Consider the following 19,637-nt stretch of genomic DNA (forward strand, 5'->3'; position numbering starts at 1 on the left):
AACAATGTCGCGACTGTTTAATACCTTACGATATATTTATGAAGGTATTAATCCAGCCCGTCCTTGCGCTGTTGAATTCGACGAAGAGAGCGTTCACGCCTGCTATCTTCACGCGATAATTCCAACAATGTTTCCTCAATGAAAGCCAAATGTGCATGGGACGCTTCACGGGCCTTTTCAGGTTGTCCGGAAACAATCGCTTGCACAATATCGGCTCGATGCTTTCTCACTTTCCCCACTACGTTTTCACGGCGGTTCAATAGTTCAAAGTTTTGTAATACGTTTTGCTCTAGCAAAGGGGCAAGGCTACGAATGATATGAAGCAGTACGACGTTATGCGCGGATTCAGTTACCGCGATCAAATACTGCATTACAGCTGATGCTTCAGCTTTTAAATCACCTTGTTGCTGAGCTTCTTCTATCCGTGTATGACAATCACGAATACGAATAAAATCTTCTTCTGTGCCACGTAATGCGGCGTAATAAGCCGCCAAACCTTCAAGGGCATGACGAGACTCAAGTAAATCTAATTGTGTTTCAGGGTGCGACGCTAATAATTCCAACAAAGGCTCAGAAAAACTCTCCCAGAGTTTATCAGTTACAAATGTTCCGCCGCCCTGACGGCGTGTTAGCAGATTTTTAGCCTCAAGCCGTTGAATCGCTTCTCGTACTGAAGGGCGTGAAACATCGAATTGCTTAGCTAACTCACGCTCTGGAGGCAATTGTTGACCAGAAGACAAAATGCCTTCCAAGATCCAGCGTTCCAGTTCTTGCTCGATGGCATCAGAGAGCTTAGGTTGGCGAATTCGTTTATAAGTCATTTATCGTTATGCTTCTTATACTTATATCGTTTCAGGCATATCCACTCTCAAATCAAGCGTGGACAATTGGTCTTACCAATTTACTAACAGGACGAAATTTTACAGAAATAATTGTAGATGTCTAGTTGTGGCTTGACGGAAATCATAGAAACGGTGTGGATTTAACAAAAATGTCAAATTATGAAAACTTGTTAAAACAATGCGAACCATAGGTGGTAACAGAAGGTAGCGCAAATATGAGCAAGAAAATAAGCAATGGTCTGACCAATTGGCTTTATTGTTACAGCGTATTACTTAACGCTAATGTGTCTTGCTCAATTTTGATTATGATTTATCCATTCACACGCAATGTCGCTTTAAATGCATGCCAATCAAACGCTAAGCCGGGATCTGTTTTACGCCCAGGCGCTATAAATTCATGCCCGGTAATACGGGAAGAATCGATATTTGGATAATGTGTCATGATAACCCGAGATAACTCAATCAGTGTTGCATACTGAGCTTGGGTATAAGGGAGGGTGTCCGTTCCTTCCAGTTCTATACCAATAGAATAATCATTGCATTTGTCGCGCTTAGCAAATTGTGACACTCCAGCATGCCATGCCCGACAATCAAACGGTACAAATTGAATGATATCGCCATTTCGCCTAATTAAACAGTGAGCAGACACTCGAAACCCTGAAATTACCTCAAAATAGGGATGTTCGTTCGGATCCAACTTACCAGTAAATAGCTGTTCGATATACGGACCACCAAACTCCCCTGGTGGCAAACTAATATTGTGTACCACCAGCAAAGACACATCTTGCGCATCAGGGCGCTGATCAAAAAAAGGGGATGGAACATGTTTTACCCCATCAAGCCAATGATCACTGTTAACCGCTAATTTCATATTCTTCAGATAAAATAGAGAGGACTTGTATTTAGTCTCGCTGATCTTAGCGGTTAGATCTATCTTCCTTGTTATTTGATCATAAGAAACGCGACCCTCGGATCTCGCATCTTATTCACGCTCAAGGTATGATCACCCCTATAAAGCTCTGAGAAGTCATTCTCCTGTTCATTAGCACTCAACCTATTTGCGGATACGTCATGACAACAATGGAAAGAAAGCACGACAGCGAATCGCGCTTACACTATTTAAAGCAGCAACTTCCTCTCGAAATTACCCGCGCAGTCGCTGATAGCCTACGCGAAGATCTGGGTGGCGAAATCGATGCGTCGTTAGACATTACCGCAAGTTTGATCCCTGCTGACAGCCAAGGTATTGCGACGATCATCACTCGCGAACATGGCGTATTTTGTGGGCAAATGTGGGCAGAAGAAGTCTTTAAGCAACTAGGTGGCGAAGTCACTATCGAATGGCATGTACAAGACGGTGATACTGTCGAGCCGAACCAAACGCTATGTACGTTAAGCGGACCATCACGTGCGCTACTAACTGGCGAACGTAATGCAATGAACTTTATTCAAACGTTGTCGGGTTGTGCCACTACTGTCACCGAATACGCCAAACAACTTGAAGGCACTCAGACTCGTCTACTTGATACCCGTAAAACGATTCCAGGCCTGCGCAGTGCCCTGAAATACGCCGTGACTTGTGGTGGCGGTTATAACCACCGCATTGGTGTATTTGATGCTTACCTGATCAAGGAAAACCACATTATTGCGTGTGGTGGTATCAACCAAGCCATCAGCACTGCGAAACGCTTAAATCCTGGTAAACCAGTTGAAGTTGAAACCGAAAGCCTTGCAGAATTACAACTGGCAATTGATGCGGGTGCCGACATTATCATGCTCGATAACTTCACTACTGACATGATGCGCGAAGCTGTTGCTCTAAATGCAGGTCGTGCCGCATTAGAAAATTCTGGTAACGTCACGCTAGAAACTATTCGTGAATACGCAGAAACAGGGGTCGATTATATTTCGGTCGGCGCACTGACTAAACATCTTAAGGCGATGGATTTGTCGATGCGGTTTGTCTAGGCGCTTTAAGTAGCAGAAGACCAAACAGACACGCAGCAATGTAAGCATTGCTGCGAATAAAATAGAAGAGCGAGGCTCTAGGTTCATTACCTAACCTGCTCGCTTTTTTATTACTTTTTCCTTCTACAACTGACACTTATAACACTACCCACATTTTCCCTCTAATCTCAAATTCACCTCTAACCACCATATGCAACGAATGTAGTTTGCATTGAATTAATTCGAACTGCGCCGCGTAACCTTTTCATTACTATTCAGTTGCTTGAGGTCTACTCGTATTCTGCTCCCACTTAAATTTAATGCTTGCGGGCAATATCAGGGAAAGAATAATGAAAAAGGTGCAAAAAGGTTTTACCTTAATTGAATTGATGATTGTGGTAGCAGTTATTGGAGTGCTTTCCGCAATTGCAGTACCACAGTATCAAAAATATGTTGCAAAATCTGAAGCTGCATCCGCACTAGCAACGGTTGCTGGTCTAAAAACAAACATCGAAACAGCTATCGCAGAAACAGGAACCTTTCCATCATTAACAGCTACAGACGCTGGTAATGCACAATATGGTGTACCAAAAGTAACTACAGGTACTATTGCCTTTGTAGGAGCTGAAGACGCAGCTAATGGGGCCGTGAATTACCTATTTACTAAAGGAAAGGCAAGCGTTGAATTGGTTGCTAAAACTCTTACATTAACTCGTGATACAAGTGGTAACTGGGCATGTACTGTTAATTTTGGATCATCTACAGATACAGCTCTTATACCTAAGAACTGTATTTTCCAATAAAACATAATGCAAACCAACCTCGCTTCTATCTTGCATCAGGCTGATTTAATCAGCTTGGTGCAAGAGCAAAACGTGGTCGATATAGTACATGCAGAAGGCATTAACGTGCCTTCTGCGTTAACACGTTTGGGTATATTCAGCGACAGTGAACTTGCCCGCCATATCGAACACATTTTTGCTATCGCGCTGATTGATATTCACCAGTACGATTACGCAGAGTGCTGTAAAAAAATTTACCAGCGTGAATTAGTGTTGCGCCACCGGGCGATTCCGCTGCAATTTAACGATACCAACTTATTTCTGGGCATTAGCGACCCCACCAACCTCGATGCACAAGACGAATTTCGTTTTGCTACCGGTAAAAATGTTGAGCTACTACTGTTAGACAATAAGCAGCTAGAAAGCGCCATTCGACGCATTTACGGCAATGATATCGGTGAAACCGAACACGCGCGCGATATCAGTAACCAAGATTTAAATAACTTGGTTGATATTAGCGACGGGGAAATTGACGACACGACTGATCTAAGCCGAGACAGCGCCCCCGTTACTCGCTATATCAACCAAATATTATTAGAAGCAGTGCGTAAAAAAGCCTCTGATATTCACTTTGAACCTTATGAAGAAAGCTACCGGATCCGTTTTCGATGCGATGGTATTTTGCATCAACACGCTACCCCACCCACAAATTTGTCACGCCGCTTATCAACCCGTTTAAAGGTTATGTCGAAGCTCAATATTGCCGAGCGCCGTAAGCCTCAAGATGGTCGCATTAAACTGAAATTAACCCCGACGTTAGCAATTGATCTGCGGGTATCATCGCTGCCGACCTTATGGGGTGAAAAGGTGGTTCTGCGGATCCTTGATAGCTCAGCTGCTAGTTTGGATATTGATATTCTGGGCTATAACGACATACAAAAACACGACTACCTGGCCGCATTAACGCAACCGCAAGGCATGATCTTAATGACCGGGCCAACAGGCAGCGGTAAAACCGTCTCGCTGTATACCGGACTTAAAATCTTAAATACCGAAGAGCGCAATATTTCCACCGCAGAAGATCCGGTCGAGATCAATCTGCCGGGCATTAACCAAGTTCATATCAATACTCAAGTTGGGCTCAACTTTTCTGATGCGCTACGATCATTTCTTCGCCAAGATCCTGATGTGGTAATGGTGGGTGAAATACGAGACATTGAAACCGCAGCAATTGCGGTAAAAGCCGCCCAAACTGGTCACTTGGTACTCTCGACGCTACATACCAATTCAGCAGCCGAAACCATTACTCGCTTAACCAATATGGGCATTGAAGATTTTAACCTTGCGTCATCACTCAGCTTAATCATCGCCCAACGTTTAGCACGCCGTTTATGTCCGTACTGCAAAGAAATACATGATCTGGACGCTGTTATCAGAGACAAATTTGAAATACCAGTCAGTAGCCCAATTTATAAAGCCAGCGAACGAGGCTGCGATGATTGTAATAAAGGCTATATCGGGCGTGTCGGCATCTATGAAGTGATGCCATTTAGCCCAGAGCTAGCCCAAGCTCTAGTCGCGGGCGCATCAACCCTAGAGCTTGAACGTATTGCCTGCCAGCAAGGTATGCAGCGATTACAGCAATCTGGCATAGAAAAATTAATGGCGGGCACCACCAGCTTAATCGAGCTACAGCGAATACTGCATTACTGATTACTAGACTCTTGCCACTAAACACTGCTCATTCATCCCTTAAGTAGGACCAATCATGAATCCAGCCACTAAATTGCGTTATTACCACTGGCGCGGCTTTAACCAAGCAGGGCGTAAAGTCTCTGGCGTCATTATTGGCTATCAAGAACAAGAAGTTCGTAGCAAACTGACCGAACAAAAGATCCATATAAAAAAAATTAAACGACGTAAGCCTTCCACCTTCAGTAAACTCAGAAACCAAATAAAACCTGAAGACATCACAGAAACCACACGTCAGTTAGCCACTATGATCGAATCGGGCGTGCCTGTTGTTCAATCGTTAAAACTGATTTCTAACAGCCATCACAAAGCAGAAGTACGCGCAACACTCACCCAAGTCACCATGCAAGTTGAAGCTGGGGCTTCGCTGTCTAAAGCCTTGAAAACCAGTTCACCGCTATTTGATGATTTCTATTGTGATTTGGTTGCAACTGGTGAGCAAACTGGCCATCTTGCTGAGGTCTTTTCGCGTATAGCCACTTACCGTGAAAAAGGTGAAATTATGCGGAAAAAGGTCATCAAAGCGATGATCTACCCTTCCATGGTTACCCTGACCGCATTAATCGTAACAGTGATGATGTTGGTATTTGTGATCCCTCAGTTTGCTAGCATATTCAGCAGTTTTGGCGCCGACTTGCCACTGTTTACCCAGCTAGTAATTAATGCCTCAGATTTTTTGATCGCTCATGGGCTTTACCTCGCTATCGCGCTTGTGTCGGTAATGCTCCTGTATTATTACAGCCATAAAAAATCGCATACCTTTCGATTGAAAGTCGACAAGTTGAGTTTACGGTTACCCATTTTAGGCAATGTATTATTGAAAGCGACCATTGCAAGGTTTGCGCGTACCCTTGCCACTACCTTTACTGCCGGTATTCCCTTGCTCTCCGGTTTACAGTCCGCAGGTAAAACGGCCGGTAACTTGTATATTGCGAATGCGGTGTATGAGGCACATGCCAATACTGCTGCTGGTATGCCGTTATATCTAGCCCTACGCCAGTCTGGTGTTTTTCCTGAGCTGATGTTGCAGATGACAATGATCGGTGAAGAGTCCGGTTCACTGGATGACATGCTCAATAAAATGGCACTGTTGTACGAGAATGATGTCGATAATACCGTTGATAATCTGGGTAAAATTCTCGAACCTTTAATTATCATAATTTTAGGCGGGTTAATCGGCGGCTTATTAGTAGCGATGTACATGCCAATATTCAGCTTAATGAGTGTAATGGGTTAACGCTAGCGCTCATACTCACTCTAAATCACCCAGTCTTACGTATTTTTTGCAGGAGATAAGCGTCTTTATCTCCTATTGCTCACTCTGTGGTAAAAAACACGGTAAAATACATTTAGTCTCAATCCTTTATCAATATTCGGGCCCGCAATGGAATTGTTTACATACTACCCTTGGTTATTTCCGGTTTTTGCCGCTATTTTTGGTTTACTCATTGGTAGTTTTTTGAATGTGGTGATCCACCGCTTACCGATCATGATGGAACATCAATGGAAAGCAGATTGCATCGAATGCTTTCCTGAATTTGATAATGAAAAGAAGAACGAGAAAGACAACAATCCCGCTACAACTACGGCTGTTTTTAATCTTAGTGTGCCACGTTCACGTTGCCCTCATTGCCAACACGCCATCACTATGTGGGAAAATATCCCTGTCATTAGTTGGTTAGTGTTAAAAGGGAAATGCAGTGGCTGTGGCGTAAAAATCAGTGCTCGCTATCCCGCGATTGAATTGCTAACCGCAGTAATGACCACCATTATCGCGCTCATATTACCGCCATCATTATGGGCTGTTGCGGTTATCTTTTTCAGCTTCGCCCTGATTGCCCTGACTTTTATTGATATCGATACCATGTTACTGCCCGACCAAATTACCCTCCCTTTGATGTGGGCTGGTATTGCGGCTGCCCTCGTGGGCTTGAGCCCGGTATCACTGCAAGATGCCATTATTGGTGCGATGGTGGGCTATTTGTCACTTTGGAGCCTGTTTTGGTGCTTTAAGCTGATAACGGGTAAAGAAGGCATGGGGTACGGTGATTTTAAGCTATTAGCCGCTTTGGGCGCTTGGCTTGGCTGGCAAAGTTTACCTTTTGTGGTATTACTTTCTTCCTTGGTTGGCGCAGTCTGTGGCATTATCTTATTAAGAGTGCAACGTTCTGATTCACAAACACCTTTTTCATTTGGACCTTACCTCGCGATGGCGGGCTGGATTAGCATTCTATGGGGCGATCAAATTATTGGTTGGTATCTCCATTCATATATAGGAATGTAATGATGACGATGGTTATTGGGCTTACAGGCGGTATTGGTAGCGGTAAAACAACAGTTGCCAACCATTTTGGTGATTACGGCATTGATATTATTGATGCCGACATCATAGCCCGAGAGGTCGTTGAACCCGGCACGGCAGGGCTAAATGCAATTGTAGACAAATTAGGCGCTGACATCCTGTTGACAGACGGCACGCTTGATCGCAGTAAGCTAAGAGACGCTATCTTTAACGAGCATCAACTAAAAGACTGGCTCAATGGTTTATTGCACCCGTTGATTCGAGAAAAAATGCTCTCAAATATCAGCAAAGCAACATCGCCATATTGCTTATTGGTTGTTCCTTTAATGGTAGAAAATAACCTGCAAACGATGACTCATCGTTTACTAGTGGTTGATGTCGACGAGTCGGTACAAATTGAGCGCACTCAAGCACGAGATAATGTGGCACCAGAACAAGTAAAAAAAATCCTGATGGCACAAGCGTCTCGCCGAAATCGAAATGCAGCCGCTGATGACATTATTAGCAATAATGGTAATAGTGCAGAACTTAAAAATAAAGTAGCCGAATTACATCAAAACTACATAAAAATGAGCCATCTTTATTAAAGGGCTGCTTATTTCTCAATGATACAGCTGTCAAAATTAAGTAGATGACAACATATGCAAACAAACAGATTTGAACACCCACTAAATGAGAAAGTACGTATTTACTTACGTCTTGAATATTTAATTCGACAAATGACTCACGCGAGCCAATTGAGCGATCAATGGCAGCATCAAATCTTTTTCCGTGCTTTGTTTGATCTATTAGAAATTTTAGATCAAGTGCAACTCAAAACAGAGCTCGCAAAAGATCTTGAAAAACAGCGATGCAAACTGAAAAATTGGCTCAATATCGATGGGGTTGATCAAAATGCCTTATTAGAGCTACTTGATAGTATGGATATGGCACATCATAAATTGATTGCAGCCAACCGACTAGGTCAAGATTTACGAGATGATCGTTTCTTAAGTGGGATTAAACAGCGCTTTTCAATTCCAGGTGGTAGTTGTTGTTTTGATTTACCGACCTTGCATCATTGGCTACATTTGCCTCTGGCGCATAAGCAAAATGACTTAAGTACTTGGCTATCCCAACTAACTGAAATGACTGACGCATTAAACTTATGGCTACGCTTTACCCGTGAGTCGGGACAGTTACAGCCACAAATAGCCCGTGCAGGTTTCTTTCAACATACCGCAGAAGATGCCAGCCTATTACGCTTACAAATTTGCCCTAGCTATGGTGTATACCCTATGATATCAGGACATCGTGGTCGTTTTGCTATTCGCTTCATTCCTTTTGAAGAAGGTGCAACGATTGCTGATACCATTGAATTTAAATTAGCTATTTGCTGAGGTTACCCGTGTCACAATCAAACACGCCAACAACACCCACTATTGTTAAATGCCCAACGTGCAAGAAAGAAGTCGAATGGGGAGAGCAAAGCCCTTACCGCCCTTTTTGCACCAAACGTTGTCAACTAATTGATTTGGGTGAATGGGCAGAAGAAGAGAAATCAATTCCAGGCGCACCTGATTTATCTGATTCAGATGGCTGGTCGGAAGACATGAATTATTAAAAGATGGCGTAAATAACTCTTCTTTGATAAATCGCTGAAGGCAGGTTAACAATCATGTACCTGCCAATATCCATACGTTAGATATTAATTTTATTTGCTCATCAGCTTACGCAACACCGCTTCATTTGCTTCAGGAAAACGGTAGTTAGCTAAATCGCACAGATTAATCCACACACCGGGTTGCCCTTCTTTCCCGTACGCTTCACCACTAAACGCTTTCACCAAAAAGAAATCAAACTTTAAGGCTTTATCTGGGTAATCATGATCCAATGCCATGAAATGTTCGATCTCAGTAACGCGAATGCCCACTTCTTCAAATAACTCACGTACGACTGCCTGCTCTGCAGTTTCATTAACTTCGACTTTGCCACCCGCAAATTCCCAAAACCCACCTTGATGCGCCTTATCAGCACGACGAGTAATAAAAACCTGATCCCCTTGAGGGTTTAGAATGATCCCAGCAGAAATCCAAATAGTTTTTTTATTCAACGCCTTTCCCTTTTGTATCAATGACAAGTGATTTAAGCATGCTTGATAAGTCGACCGTCAGTGTATTTCTCTGCTCACCACAATCATTATCATCACTTTCTCGCTTCTAATTTATCTTAATAAAAAGGCCGCATCAGCGGCCTTCTTTATTAACACAGCAATGAAGAGAAGATCGTTTAGTTGATCTTACCGTGACATTGCTTGTATTTCTTACCAGAACCACATGGGCAAGGTTCGTTACGGCCAACCTTACGTTCTTCACGCTCAAACGTACCAGACTCTGCAGGCTGTTCTGCATCGCTTTCATCTGCAATTTGACTTGCAGCATTTTGATGTTGGTACTGCTGACGACGTGCAAGCTCTTCAGCCTGCTGGCGGCGTTCTTCTTCCATGCGATCAACTTCTTCTTGTTGCTGCACACGTACTTTACTCAAAATCGATACTACATCAGACTTCAAGCTATCTAGCATTTCCTCAAACAGTTCAAACGATTCACGCTTGTATTCCTGTTTAGGGTTTTTCTGTGCATAACCACGAAGGTGAATACCTTGACGAAGGTGATCCATTGCCGCTAAATGCTCTTTCCACAACGTATCAAGATTCTGCAACATCACAGTTTTCTCGAAGTTACGCAGAACTTCAGCACCAACCACTTCTTCTTTCTTCTGGTAAACTTCAATCGCTGTTGCAACAATACGCTCACGAAGTGCTTCTTCGTAAAGTTTTTCTTCTGTATCTAGCCACTCTTGAATAGGAAGCTCTAAATCAAAGTCCGCTTTTAAGCGTTCTTCAAGACCTTTAATATCCCACATTTCTTCAAGAGACTGTTGTGGAATATATGCATCAACAACAGCAAGAATCACATCATCACGATTTTGCGTAATCATGTCGCTGATATCTGCAGCATTCATCAACTCATCACGTAGTTCATAAACCACTTTACGTTGATCGTTGGCTACATCATCAAACTCAAGTAATTGCTTACGAATATCGAAGTTACGACCTTCAACCTTGCGCTGCGCATTTTCAATTGCTTTCGTTACCCAAGGGTGTTCAATCGCTTCGCCTTCTTCCATACCTAGCTTCTTCATCATGTTTGATACACGATCTGAAGCAAAGATACGCATTAAGCCATCTTCCATTGAAAGATAGAAGCGCGATGAACCTGCATCACCCTGACGACCAGAACGACCACGAAGCTGGTTATCGATACGACGAGATTCGTGACGTTCAGTACCCGTGATATGTAAGCCACCAGCAGCTAATACTGTTTCATGACGAATTTTCCAATCCGCTTTAATTTGAGCAATTTGAGCATCAGTTGGATCTTGCAGATTCGCAATTTCTTCCTGCCAGCTACCGCCTAACACGATATCGGTACCACGACCAGCCATGTTAGTTGCGATGGTTACAGCGCCAGATTGACCCGCATTTGCAATGATATACGCTTCTTTCTCGTGGAATTTAGCATTCAGTACTTCATGCTTAATACCCGCTTTTTTCAGCGCATTAGAGAGCAATTCTGATTTTTCAATCGAAACCGTACCGACAAGAACAGGCTGACCTTTAGCAAAGCGTTCTTTTATATCTTCACAAATAGCCGCGAACTTTTCAGCTTCTGTCATATAAACCAGATCGCCCATATCATCACGGACCATCGGTTTATTAGTTGGCATTACAACGGTTTCCAGCCCATAAATAGATTGGAATTCAAATGCTTCTGTATCTGCCGTACCCGTCATGCCGGATAGCTTGCTGTACAGACGGAAGTAGTTCTGGAAAGTAATAGATGCCAATGTTTGGTTTTCGTTCTGGATCTTAACGCCTTCTTTCGCTTCAACTGCTTGGTGAAGACCTTCAGACCAACGACGTCCAGGCATAGTACGGCCCGTGTGCTCATCGACGATAATGACTTCATCATCTTTAACGATGTAATCAACGTCACGTTCAAAGAGTACATGAGCACGTAAAGCAGCAGTAATATGGTGTAATAGGCTGATATTAGAAGGAGAGTATAAAGTATCGTCCTCAGCCATCATTCCCTGTTGCATCAATAACTCTTCAACAAACTCTTGACCATTTTCTGTCAGGTGAGTTTGCTTCGATTTTTCATCAACGGTGTAGTGACCTTCACCACGGAACTCTTCACTATCTTCTTGATCTTGTTTTACTAGCTGTGGGATCAATAGATTAATTTTAGTGTATAGCTCTGAGCTATCTTCAGCAGGACCAGAGATAATCAGCGGGGTACGAGCTTCATCAATTAAGATTGAATCCACTTCATCGACTACGGCGAAAAAACGTTCACGCTGTACGCGATCTTCAGGGCGGAAAGCCATATTGTCACGTAAGTAATCGAAGCCAAATTCGTTATTCGTACCGTAAAGTACATCGGCACTGTATGCTTCTTTTTTTGCTTGAGGAGGCATATTAGGCACGTTGATACCAACGGTCATACCTAAGAATTCAAACAGCGCACGGTTAGTTTCTGCATCTCGCGCGGCGAGGTAATCGTTCACTGTTACAATGTGAACACCTTTACCGGTTAAGGCATTTAAATACGCCGGTAAGGTTGCAGTTAGGGTTTTACCTTCACCAGTACGCATTTCTGCAATTTGGCAATTATTCAGTACCATGCCACCAAGCAGCTGCACGTCAAAGTGACGCATACCAAAGACACGCTTTGATGCTTCACGCACTGTCGCAAATGCTTCTGGTAGAAGTTGGTCTAATGATTCGCCTTGATCTAGACGCTCGCGGAATTCAACGGTTTTAGCCTTTAAATCTTCATCTTGTAGGCTGTCAAACTGAGGCTCTAATTTATTGATCTCATCGACAATTTTGCGCATACGACGCAGACTGCGGTCGTTACGGCTACCGATAACTTTAGTCAGTAGTTTTGATAACATGGCTATGTCGTTTCTCTTTGTTATATCAGCTTATAATACGTGCTGAATAGCTTAATCAGGGTTTCATTCGGGGAGCATTAATCCCTGTCCCGCCGGTATCTGTCATACAATATGACAATGAGGCCAACAACTGAAACAATACGGTTGTAAGAGATATTGTGCCACCCTTTTATAAATTCAAGGGCTTTACAGAAACAATCCTCATAATGAGTACTGTGTTTCAAGTATCTTCACTTACAGAACTGATATAATAAGCCATATTAACGGCATAGCCTATGGCTAAAGCTGGTGTCTTTCTTTTCATATTCGAAAAATTAGGACTTAGACCTCAATTATTGATACGGAATACGTGTTATGAGAGACCATCGCCCTCAAACCCCTTCGAGTTTGCTCGATGACAAAGGCTTAAACAACATTCAACAGCGTGCCATTGCACTAAGTAAACTCAATGCAGCCGTGAAACAACACTTGAATTGTGCTCAGCACTGCCGTGTCAGTAATTACCGCCAAGGTACATTAATCATTGAGACGTCTTCCGCATCATGGTCAATGCGTTTGAATTACGAACGTAATAGTTTAATGATGAAATTACGCGAGAAGCTATTGCCTCAATTATCAAATATTGAGGTTAAGGTGAATCCTGAGCTGGCTGCAATACAAAGAGCCAAAGAAGATAAAGTACCGGATATCATTCAAAAGCCAATCAGTGAAATAGCGGAACAACATCTACTGGCAACAGCGGCGAACGCACCAGAAAAGGTGAAACGTAGGTTAGAACGCTTAGCTCAAATTGCTCGAGACAAGCGCCAGCGATAAATAATAGATTTCATCTATATACGATTAAGACCGTATTTCAGATACAAAAAAGCCGAACTGAGTTCGGCTTTTTTTAATTCTTATCATGCAGCGAAAATTACGCTAACACCATACCTGGTTGAGCAAATGTCACCGGCACTTCTTCGTCTTGGAAAGTCGCCCATTCGTACGCTTCTTGATCGGCTAACACTGCACGCAATAATTGGTTGTTAAGTGCATGGCCTGATTTATAAGCACGCATTTCACCAATAATATTATGACCACACATGTAAAGGTCGCCAATAGCATCCAATACTTTATGTGTCACCAATTCGTTATCGAAACGTAGACCGTCATCATTAAGAATACGGTAGTCATCCAACACGATAGCATTATCGAAACTACCACCCAGAGCTAAATTCTGAGATTGTAAATATTCAATATCACGCATGAAACCAAAAGTTCGTGCACGACTAATGTCTTTAACGAATGACTTGCTCGAAAAATCGAGCACTAAGCGTTGCTGATCGGCATCAATTGCTGGGTGATTAAAATCGATAGCAAAATCTAACCGAAAGCCATTAAACGGAACAAGTTCTGCCCATTTATCACCATCTTCAATTCGTACTGTTTTTTTGATACGAAGAAAACGCTTAGGCGCATTCAATGTATCAATACCTGCAGATTGAAGCAGATAAATGAACGGACTAGCACTACCGTCCATAATCGGAATTTCAGGTGCATCAACTTCGATAATAACGTTATCAATGCCCATGCCTGCTAATGCGGCATTTAAGTGCTCAACGGTTGAGATACGCACGCCGTCCTCGTTAACAAGGGCGGTACATAACATGGTATCACGTACGGAATTCGCATCTGCAGGAAAATCTACAGGTGGATTTAAATCTGTACGGCGATAAATCACGCCAGTATTTGCTGCGGCAGGACGCAGAATAAGCGTAACTTTACGCCCAGAGTGGAGGCCCACACCAGTCGTTTGCACTATGCTTTTAAGTGTACGTTGTCTGATCATCTGCTTATATCTCAACTGTTTTTAAGCCAATCATTTACTCATCATCCTGCTATAAACAGGAAATGGTCAGAAATAATACCATGGATCTGGTCATTTCCCAAACAATTTACAGATTAGCTATCCAATCATGTACTTACAAAATAATACAATCATGGATAACTATACCACAGACCTTACTATTAAGGCTTAGTCAGCTTGCTTTCGCAAAAATGCTGGAATATCTAAATAGTCATGATCTGCCTGAGGCTTCGATTTCGGCGCTGCAGCTGCTGATGCTGGCTGTTGCACGTTACTTTCCAGTGCCGCTGATGATGGCATCATTGATGAAGGTTTCGTTTCTTCAACAGATACAGGCGCAGCTGGTGTTGCTTGTACCGGCTTAGAAGCAGTTACCAGAGTAATATCTGGCTTAGATTCTTTGCCAATACCGGTTGCAACAACCGTTACACGTAGCTCGTCGCTCATGTCTGGGTCAAGTGAAGTACCGATAACAACGGTTGCATTATCTGATGCAAACGCCTTCACGGTATTACCGACGGTCTCAAATTCGTCAAGACGCATATCTAGACCAGCAGTGATGTTTACAAGCACACCACGAGCACCAGCCAGATCGATATCTTCAAGTAACGGGCTAGAAATCGCCATTTCAGCGGCTTCTTCAGCACGATCATCACCAGTAGCAACGCCACTGCCCATCATCGCATGACCCATTTCAGACATTACGGTACGAACATCGGCGAAATCGACGTTGATCATACCAGGACGGGTTATTAGCTCTGCAATACCCTGAACGGCATTTTTAAGAACATCATTAGCCTTAGCAAATGCATCCAATAACGTAATGCCACGACCAAGCACTTTAAGCAGCTTTTCATTCGGAATCGTGATTAAAGAATCAACATGCTTAGAAAGCTCTTCGATACCTTGTTCAGCAAAAGCCATTCGCTTCTTACCTTCAAAGCTAAATGGTTTGGTTACCACCGCTACAGTAAGAATGCCTAGCTCTTTAGCTACTTCAGCAATAATTGGTGCAGCGCCTGTTCCAGTGCCGCCCCCCATGCCTGCCGCGATAAAGATCATGTCAGAACCTTCAAGTTCTGCCTTGATCGCTTCGCGATCTTCCAGTGCCGAATCTCGGCCCACTTGTGGGTTTGCTCCCGCACCCAGACCTTTAGTGATATCACCACCAATCTGAATAACAGTGCTTACACTGGTTTTACGAAGTGCCTGTGCATCAGTATTAACACTGATGAACTGAACGCCTTCAATCGATTCACGTACCATGTGATCGACGGCATTACCGCCGCCGCCGCCAACGCCAATGACCTTAATAACAGCTTCATCAGACATTTCCATCATCGGTTCAAACATGTGTTCTCTCCGTTCATCCTGTTCGCATCAGGGTTAAAATTCTTTTTTAAACCAGCCACTAATTCTAGTAAATAATCCCGAAACTGAACGTTTAGGTTCTATATCACTATCATCAAATGCCTGACTGTCCTTTCCGTAATGCAGTAATCCTACTGCCGTTGCAAAATGCGGAGCCTGAACATAGTCAGTTAATCCATTGAGCTCTAAAGGTTTACCTATACGTACTTGATTACGGAAAACCCGTTCAGCACATTCAATCAAACCTTCCATTTGTGAAGCGCCGCCCGTAAGGACGATGCCTGCCGCCAAATGATGTTTAACACCCGCATCTCGCATTTGATCTTGTATATCTATGAGCTTCTGATTAACCAGCCCTAATAACTCACTGTACCGAGGCTCTATCACTTCCGCTAAGGTTTGGCTTTGTAAGCTACGTGATGGTCGACCGCCCACGCTGGGAACATCGACTTTTGCATCTTTACTCACCAACTCACTTAACGCACAACCGTATTTCACTTTAATTTCTTCAGCATCGCCCGGAGGAGTACCAAACGCATAAGCAATATCACTAGTAACAACATTGCCTGCATATGGAATCACTTCTGCATGACGTAATGCCCCACCAGACCACACAGCTAAATCCATTGTGCCGCCGCCAATATCCACAACACAAACGCCGAGTTCACGCTCATCAGGGGTTAGCACAGCATGGCTCGCCGCAAGGCCAGAGAAAATTAAGTGATCCACTTTTAGTCCACAACGCTCTACCGCTTTAACGATATTACGCGCCATGTCATTGTGACAAGTGATCAAATGAACACTGGCTTCCATTCGAACTCCTGATAAACCAACTGGGTTTTTAATTCCCTCTTGATAATCAATAGCAAATTCCTGAGGAATTACATGTAAAGTTCGGTGTTCATCGCTAATTTTTACTGATTTCGCCGTATGAATGACATTATCAACGTCATCCTGAGTTACCTCTTTATCAGAAATAGGCACCATGCCTTTTTCTGTTTGGCAACTAATATGCTTACCTGATAACGACAAGTATACGGAAGATATCTGACAATCTGCCATTAATTCGGCTTGATCGACCGCACGTTGAACAGATTTTACGACAGATTCAAGATCATTGACTCCACCTTTATCCATTCCCCGTGACGGGCTACTACCCACTCCGATAACGTTCACATTGCCATCTGGAAGCACTTCCCCTACCAAAGCACATACTTTGGAGGTGCCGATATCAAGACCAACTATGAGTTTTTTATCTGCCGCCTTCGTCATTAGCGCACGCTCTTATTATTGTTCTGGAACAATTTTCCAACCCACAGCTGCGCCAATATCATAGCGCAAATCTACGTAATCTATTTCTTTGCCTTGTTTTTCTAATTCAGGGTAAAGCCATATAAAACGTTCAAGTCGTTCGATTCGAGCTTCTCGACCAAGTTCTAGTCGAATACCATTTGTTAACCAAATACGCCAAGCTCGACGTTCATTAAGTGCAAGAGTATCAATTTCAAAACCCGCACGTTGTAATCTGGGTTGCATTTCACGCAACACTTCAAGCTCTTCTTTACTACTGCCTTCTGGACCTGCCAAGTGAACCAGCTGTAAATCAGCAACTTGTTGCGAATCTGCTTTAAATACACTTCCCTGTTGATTCACTAAATACTTACTATTCCACACAGCAATTGGTTGGTGCTCAACAAGGTATACTTTTAATGTATCTGGCCACTGCTTTCGTACTGAGGCTTGTGCTACCCAAGGTAATGCCTCAAGTGCAGCTTGAATATCATCAACATCTTGTGTCATGAAGCTGCTTAGATGATCAAGATGCCATATCGCCTGACGTACATCGTCAGTCGTCAAATAATCCAAATCACCCTGAATAACCAGTTGTGACAAGGGTAAACGGTTTGCATCAGTCATCCAGTTCATCGTGGCACTAATCAGCCACACAGTGAAACCAATAACAAAAAGAAAAAACGCCAATCCCCCCCAGCGCTTCATTACAACCGAAGGTGAAAGGAAGCTTATTCTTTTTACGACTGCTTCAGTCATTATTAATTCGCTTACCTTTACCTATCGCAGAGGAGAATATTCCTCCAAAGCTTTAGCATAATGCTTTTTAGCCCTAACAAGCAAAGTTGGACGATTATACCGACCAACTCGTTGCTCTCCAACTGTTGTTACTACTTTTAGCCACAACAAATGAAATCAATTTCATTTTGATGATAATAACTATCTTACTATTGTTGGCAGAATAAACAAAAATAATGCCAATTATCACAAAAAAATTCTGAAAGTTACCATCACCAATAGGTCAAATGACTATTCTGCTCGCATTGCTGCGATATCTAACTGCAAGTCCGCCAATTGACGGGCTATTTTGCCTACATCACCAGCACCTTGTGTCAGAAGTAAATCATCATTCTGAAGAATATTAGCTAATACTGATGGCAAATCGTCATGGGTTGGCACAAAAATAGGGTCAATCTTGCCACGTCCACGAATCGTTCGGCACAAAGATCGCCCATCGGCACCAGGAATTGCAACTTCTCCCGCAGAGTAGACATCTAACATCAGTAAAACGTCAACCTGTTCCAGTACATGCGCAAAGTCTTCATAAAGATCGCGAGTACGGCTATATCGATGAGGTTGAAAAATCATGACCAGACGTTTCTTTTCCCAGCCCGCACGCGCAGCTTGAATCGTAACATCAACTTCACTTGGGTGATGACCATAGTCATCAACCAGCATCACACTGCCATTACCCGTATCAAACTCACCAAGGTGATCAAATCGACGTCCTGTGCCTTCAAATTCCAACAGTGCACGAATGATGGCATCATCATCAACACCTTCTTCGGTAGCAACAGCAACCGCTGCGGTTGCATTCAGCGCATTATGCTTACCTGGAATATTTAACTTCACATTTAAGTCAGGCTTTCCTGCACGTACGATGGTGAAGTGCCCCTGATGAGCATATTGCTTATATTCAACTATACGTACATCGGCATCATCAGAGAAACCGTACGTTATAATCTGACGTCCAATCCGAGGTAATAACTCTCGTACCACAGGATCATCGACACACATAACGGCCAAACCATAAAACGGTAAATTATGTAGAAAGTCGATAAATGTTTGCTTTAAGACTTCGAAATCACCGCCATACGTATCCATATGATCAGCTTCAATGTTGGTAACAACGCTAACCATCGGTTGAAGGTGCAAGAAAGATGCATCACTTTCATCAGCTTCAGCAATCAAATAACGGCTACAACCTAAGCGCGCATTTGTACCCGCACTTTTCACTAAGCCACCGTTAACAAACGTTGGATCTAAGCCTGCTTCAAAATAGATTTGAGTCATTAATGCCGTGGTTGTCGTTTTACCGTGTGTTCCCGCAATCGCAATACCATGACGGTAGCGCATTAATTCTGCAAGCATCTCTGCACGGCGAACCACGGGAATGCGAAGTTCACGAGCAGCAACAAGCTCTGGGTTATCTTGAGCAATAGCGGTTGAGACAACAACAACACTCGCGCCATTCACATTTTCAGCGGCATGCCCAAAAAAGATTTCAGCGCCTTTTCGGGTTAAACTGTCTGTTACCGCATTCGGCGCAAGATCAGAACCACTAATGCGATAGCCTTCATTCACTAAAACTTCAGCAATGCCGCTCATGCCTGCACCACCAATTCCAACAAAGTGAATACGCTCTACACGACGCATCTCTGGTACCATTGTTCTAATTTTTGCTAATTGCTGGTTGTCCAGTTTACTCATCACTCTGTTCTCTT

Annotated in this window: 18 protein-coding genes; 9 read left to right on the forward strand and 9 right to left on the reverse strand. The window is 43.2% G+C overall.

What is annotated here, in order from left to right; genetic code table 11:
• Positions 1 to 47 precede the first annotated feature (47 nt).
• Both pdhR and ampD read right to left on the reverse strand, forming a co-directional pair.
• On the reverse strand, positions 48 to 821 hold the full coding sequence (pdhR, locus tag C9J48_RS19375; protein ID WP_006232476.1) for a pyruvate dehydrogenase complex transcriptional repressor PdhR: 774 nt from the start codon (positions 819 to 821) through the stop codon (positions 48 to 50).
• Positions 822 to 1,152: 331 nt separating this feature from the next.
• Entirely contained in the window at positions 1,153 to 1,713 is a 561-nt protein-coding gene (ampD, locus tag C9J48_RS19380; RefSeq protein ID WP_006232475.1) for a 1,6-anhydro-N-acetylmuramyl-L-alanine amidase AmpD, read from the reverse strand.
• Positions 1,714 to 1,922: 209 nt separating this feature from the next.
• On the opposite strand from ampD, the gene nadC reads away from it, so the two are divergent.
• From nadC to yacG, 8 genes are all read left to right on the forward strand, one after another.
• Positions 1,923 to 2,810, forward strand: coding sequence for a carboxylating nicotinate-nucleotide diphosphorylase (gene nadC, locus C9J48_RS19385; RefSeq protein ID WP_036804057.1), 888 nt, complete (start codon positions 1,923 to 1,925; stop codon positions 2,808 to 2,810).
• Positions 2,811 to 3,139: 329 nt separating this feature from the next.
• Positions 3,140 to 3,592 carry a pilin gene (locus C9J48_RS19390; RefSeq protein ID WP_006232473.1) on the forward strand — a complete coding sequence of 151 codons (453 nt, stop codon included), beginning with the start codon at positions 3,140 to 3,142 and terminating at the stop codon, positions 3,590 to 3,592.
• A 6-nt stretch (positions 3,593 to 3,598) separates the two neighbouring features.
• Entirely contained in the window at positions 3,599 to 5,284 is a 1,686-nt protein-coding gene (pilB, locus tag C9J48_RS19395; RefSeq protein WP_006232472.1) for a type IV-A pilus assembly ATPase PilB, read from the forward strand.
• Between the two features lie 55 nt (positions 5,285 to 5,339).
• Positions 5,340 to 6,560: a type II secretion system F family protein gene (locus C9J48_RS19400; RefSeq protein ID WP_006232471.1), complete on the forward strand. Its 1,221-nt coding sequence runs from the start codon at positions 5,340 to 5,342 to the stop codon at positions 6,558 to 6,560.
• 147 nt (positions 6,561 to 6,707) lie between these two features.
• Entirely contained in the window at positions 6,708 to 7,607 is a 900-nt protein-coding gene (locus C9J48_RS19405) for a prepilin peptidase (RefSeq protein WP_006232470.1), read from the forward strand.
• A 2-nt stretch (positions 7,608 to 7,609) separates the two neighbouring features.
• A complete protein-coding gene (gene coaE / locus C9J48_RS19410) occupies positions 7,610 to 8,212 on the forward strand; it encodes a dephospho-CoA kinase (protein WP_036803953.1) in 603 nt (200 codons plus the stop codon).
• Positions 8,213 to 8,266: 54 nt separating this feature from the next.
• Positions 8,267 to 9,004 carry a cell division protein ZapD gene (gene zapD / locus C9J48_RS19415; RefSeq protein WP_006232468.1) on the forward strand — a complete coding sequence of 246 codons (738 nt, stop codon included), beginning with the start codon at positions 8,267 to 8,269 and terminating at the stop codon, positions 9,002 to 9,004.
• Between the two features lie 8 nt (positions 9,005 to 9,012).
• Positions 9,013 to 9,228 (forward strand): DNA gyrase inhibitor YacG, encoded by a 216-nt coding sequence (gene yacG, locus C9J48_RS19420; RefSeq protein WP_006232467.1) that lies wholly within the window; start codon positions 9,013 to 9,015, stop codon positions 9,226 to 9,228.
• Between the two features lie 90 nt (positions 9,229 to 9,318).
• Here yacG and mutT read toward each other — a convergent pair whose 3' ends face one another.
• Positions 9,319 to 9,717, reverse strand: a complete 399-nt coding sequence (gene mutT / locus C9J48_RS19425; protein ID WP_006232466.1) for an 8-oxo-dGTP diphosphatase MutT — start codon at positions 9,715 to 9,717, stop codon at positions 9,319 to 9,321.
• A 176-nt stretch (positions 9,718 to 9,893) separates the two neighbouring features.
• A complete protein-coding gene (secA, locus tag C9J48_RS19430) occupies positions 9,894 to 12,626 on the reverse strand; it encodes a preprotein translocase subunit SecA (protein ID WP_006232465.1) in 2,733 nt (910 codons plus the stop codon).
• A gap of 354 nt (positions 12,627 to 12,980) precedes the next feature.
• Here secA and C9J48_RS19435 point away from each other — a divergent pair, with 354 nt between their 5' ends.
• Complete coding sequence (locus C9J48_RS19435) at positions 12,981 to 13,442, forward strand: DUF721 domain-containing protein (protein ID WP_006232464.1); 462 nt, start codon at positions 12,981 to 12,983, stop codon at positions 13,440 to 13,442.
• 97 nt (positions 13,443 to 13,539) lie between these two features.
• Here the strand turns inward: C9J48_RS19435 and lpxC are convergent, their stop codons facing one another.
• From lpxC to murC, 5 genes are all read right to left on the reverse strand, one after another.
• Positions 13,540 to 14,454 (reverse strand): UDP-3-O-acyl-N-acetylglucosamine deacetylase, encoded by a 915-nt coding sequence (gene lpxC / locus C9J48_RS19440; protein WP_107281223.1) that lies wholly within the window; start codon positions 14,452 to 14,454, stop codon positions 13,540 to 13,542.
• Between the two features lie 186 nt (positions 14,455 to 14,640).
• Entirely contained in the window at positions 14,641 to 15,825 is a 1,185-nt protein-coding gene (gene ftsZ / locus C9J48_RS19445) for a cell division protein FtsZ (protein WP_107281224.1), read from the reverse strand.
• A gap of 33 nt (positions 15,826 to 15,858) precedes the next feature.
• Positions 15,859 to 17,115, reverse strand: coding sequence for a cell division protein FtsA (ftsA, locus tag C9J48_RS19450; protein WP_006232461.1), 1,257 nt, complete (start codon positions 17,113 to 17,115; stop codon positions 15,859 to 15,861).
• A 15-nt stretch (positions 17,116 to 17,130) separates the two neighbouring features.
• Positions 17,131 to 17,892 carry a cell division protein FtsQ/DivIB gene (locus C9J48_RS19455; protein ID WP_006232460.1) on the reverse strand — a complete coding sequence of 254 codons (762 nt, stop codon included), beginning with the start codon at positions 17,890 to 17,892 and terminating at the stop codon, positions 17,131 to 17,133.
• Between the two features lie 270 nt (positions 17,893 to 18,162).
• A complete protein-coding gene (gene murC, locus C9J48_RS19460; protein ID WP_006232459.1) occupies positions 18,163 to 19,623 on the reverse strand; it encodes a UDP-N-acetylmuramate--L-alanine ligase in 1,461 nt (486 codons plus the stop codon).
• Positions 19,624 to 19,637 lie beyond the last annotated feature (14 nt).

The organism is Photobacterium profundum, from assembly GCF_003026285.1.
Lineage (GTDB): Bacteria > Pseudomonadota > Gammaproteobacteria > Enterobacterales > Vibrionaceae > Photobacterium > Photobacterium profundum.

Excerpts from the sequence above, each read along its gene's own strand:
- secA (WP_006232465.1), bottom strand. The coding sequence starts at position 12,626 with ATGTTATCAAAACTACTGACTAAAGTTATCGGTAGCCGTAACGACCGC.
- C9J48_RS19390 (WP_006232473.1), top strand. The coding sequence starts at position 3,140 with ATGAAAAAGGTGCAAAAAGGTTTTACCTTAATTGAATTGATGATTGTG.
- pdhR (WP_006232476.1), bottom strand. The coding sequence starts at position 821 with ATGACTTATAAACGAATTCGCCAACCTAAGCTCTCTGATGCCATCGAG.
- murC (WP_006232459.1), bottom strand. The coding sequence starts at position 19,623 with ATGAGTAAACTGGACAACCAGCAATTAGCAAAAATTAGAACAATGGTA.
- C9J48_RS19405 (WP_006232470.1), top strand. The coding sequence starts at position 6,708 with ATGGAATTGTTTACATACTACCCTTGGTTATTTCCGGTTTTTGCCGCT.
- C9J48_RS19455 (WP_006232460.1), bottom strand. The coding sequence starts at position 17,892 with ATGACTGAAGCAGTCGTAAAAAGAATAAGCTTCCTTTCACCTTCGGTT.
- coaE (WP_036803953.1), top strand. The coding sequence starts at position 7,610 with ATGACGATGGTTATTGGGCTTACAGGCGGTATTGGTAGCGGTAAAACA.
- ampD (WP_006232475.1), bottom strand. The coding sequence starts at position 1,713 with ATGAAATTAGCGGTTAACAGTGATCATTGGCTTGATGGGGTAAAACAT.
- C9J48_RS19435 (WP_006232464.1), top strand. The coding sequence starts at position 12,981 with ATGAGAGACCATCGCCCTCAAACCCCTTCGAGTTTGCTCGATGACAAA.
- pilB (WP_006232472.1), top strand. The coding sequence starts at position 3,599 with ATGCAAACCAACCTCGCTTCTATCTTGCATCAGGCTGATTTAATCAGC.
- lpxC (WP_107281223.1), bottom strand. The coding sequence starts at position 14,454 with ATGATCAGACAACGTACACTTAAAAGCATAGTGCAAACGACTGGTGTG.
- C9J48_RS19400 (WP_006232471.1), top strand. The coding sequence starts at position 5,340 with ATGAATCCAGCCACTAAATTGCGTTATTACCACTGGCGCGGCTTTAAC.
- ftsA (WP_006232461.1), bottom strand. The coding sequence starts at position 17,115 with ATGACGAAGGCGGCAGATAAAAAACTCATAGTTGGTCTTGATATCGGC.
- zapD (WP_006232468.1), top strand. The coding sequence starts at position 8,267 with ATGCAAACAAACAGATTTGAACACCCACTAAATGAGAAAGTACGTATT.
- nadC (WP_036804057.1), top strand. The coding sequence starts at position 1,923 with ATGGAAAGAAAGCACGACAGCGAATCGCGCTTACACTATTTAAAGCAG.
- ftsZ (WP_107281224.1), bottom strand. The coding sequence starts at position 15,825 with ATGTTTGAACCGATGATGGAAATGTCTGATGAAGCTGTTATTAAGGTC.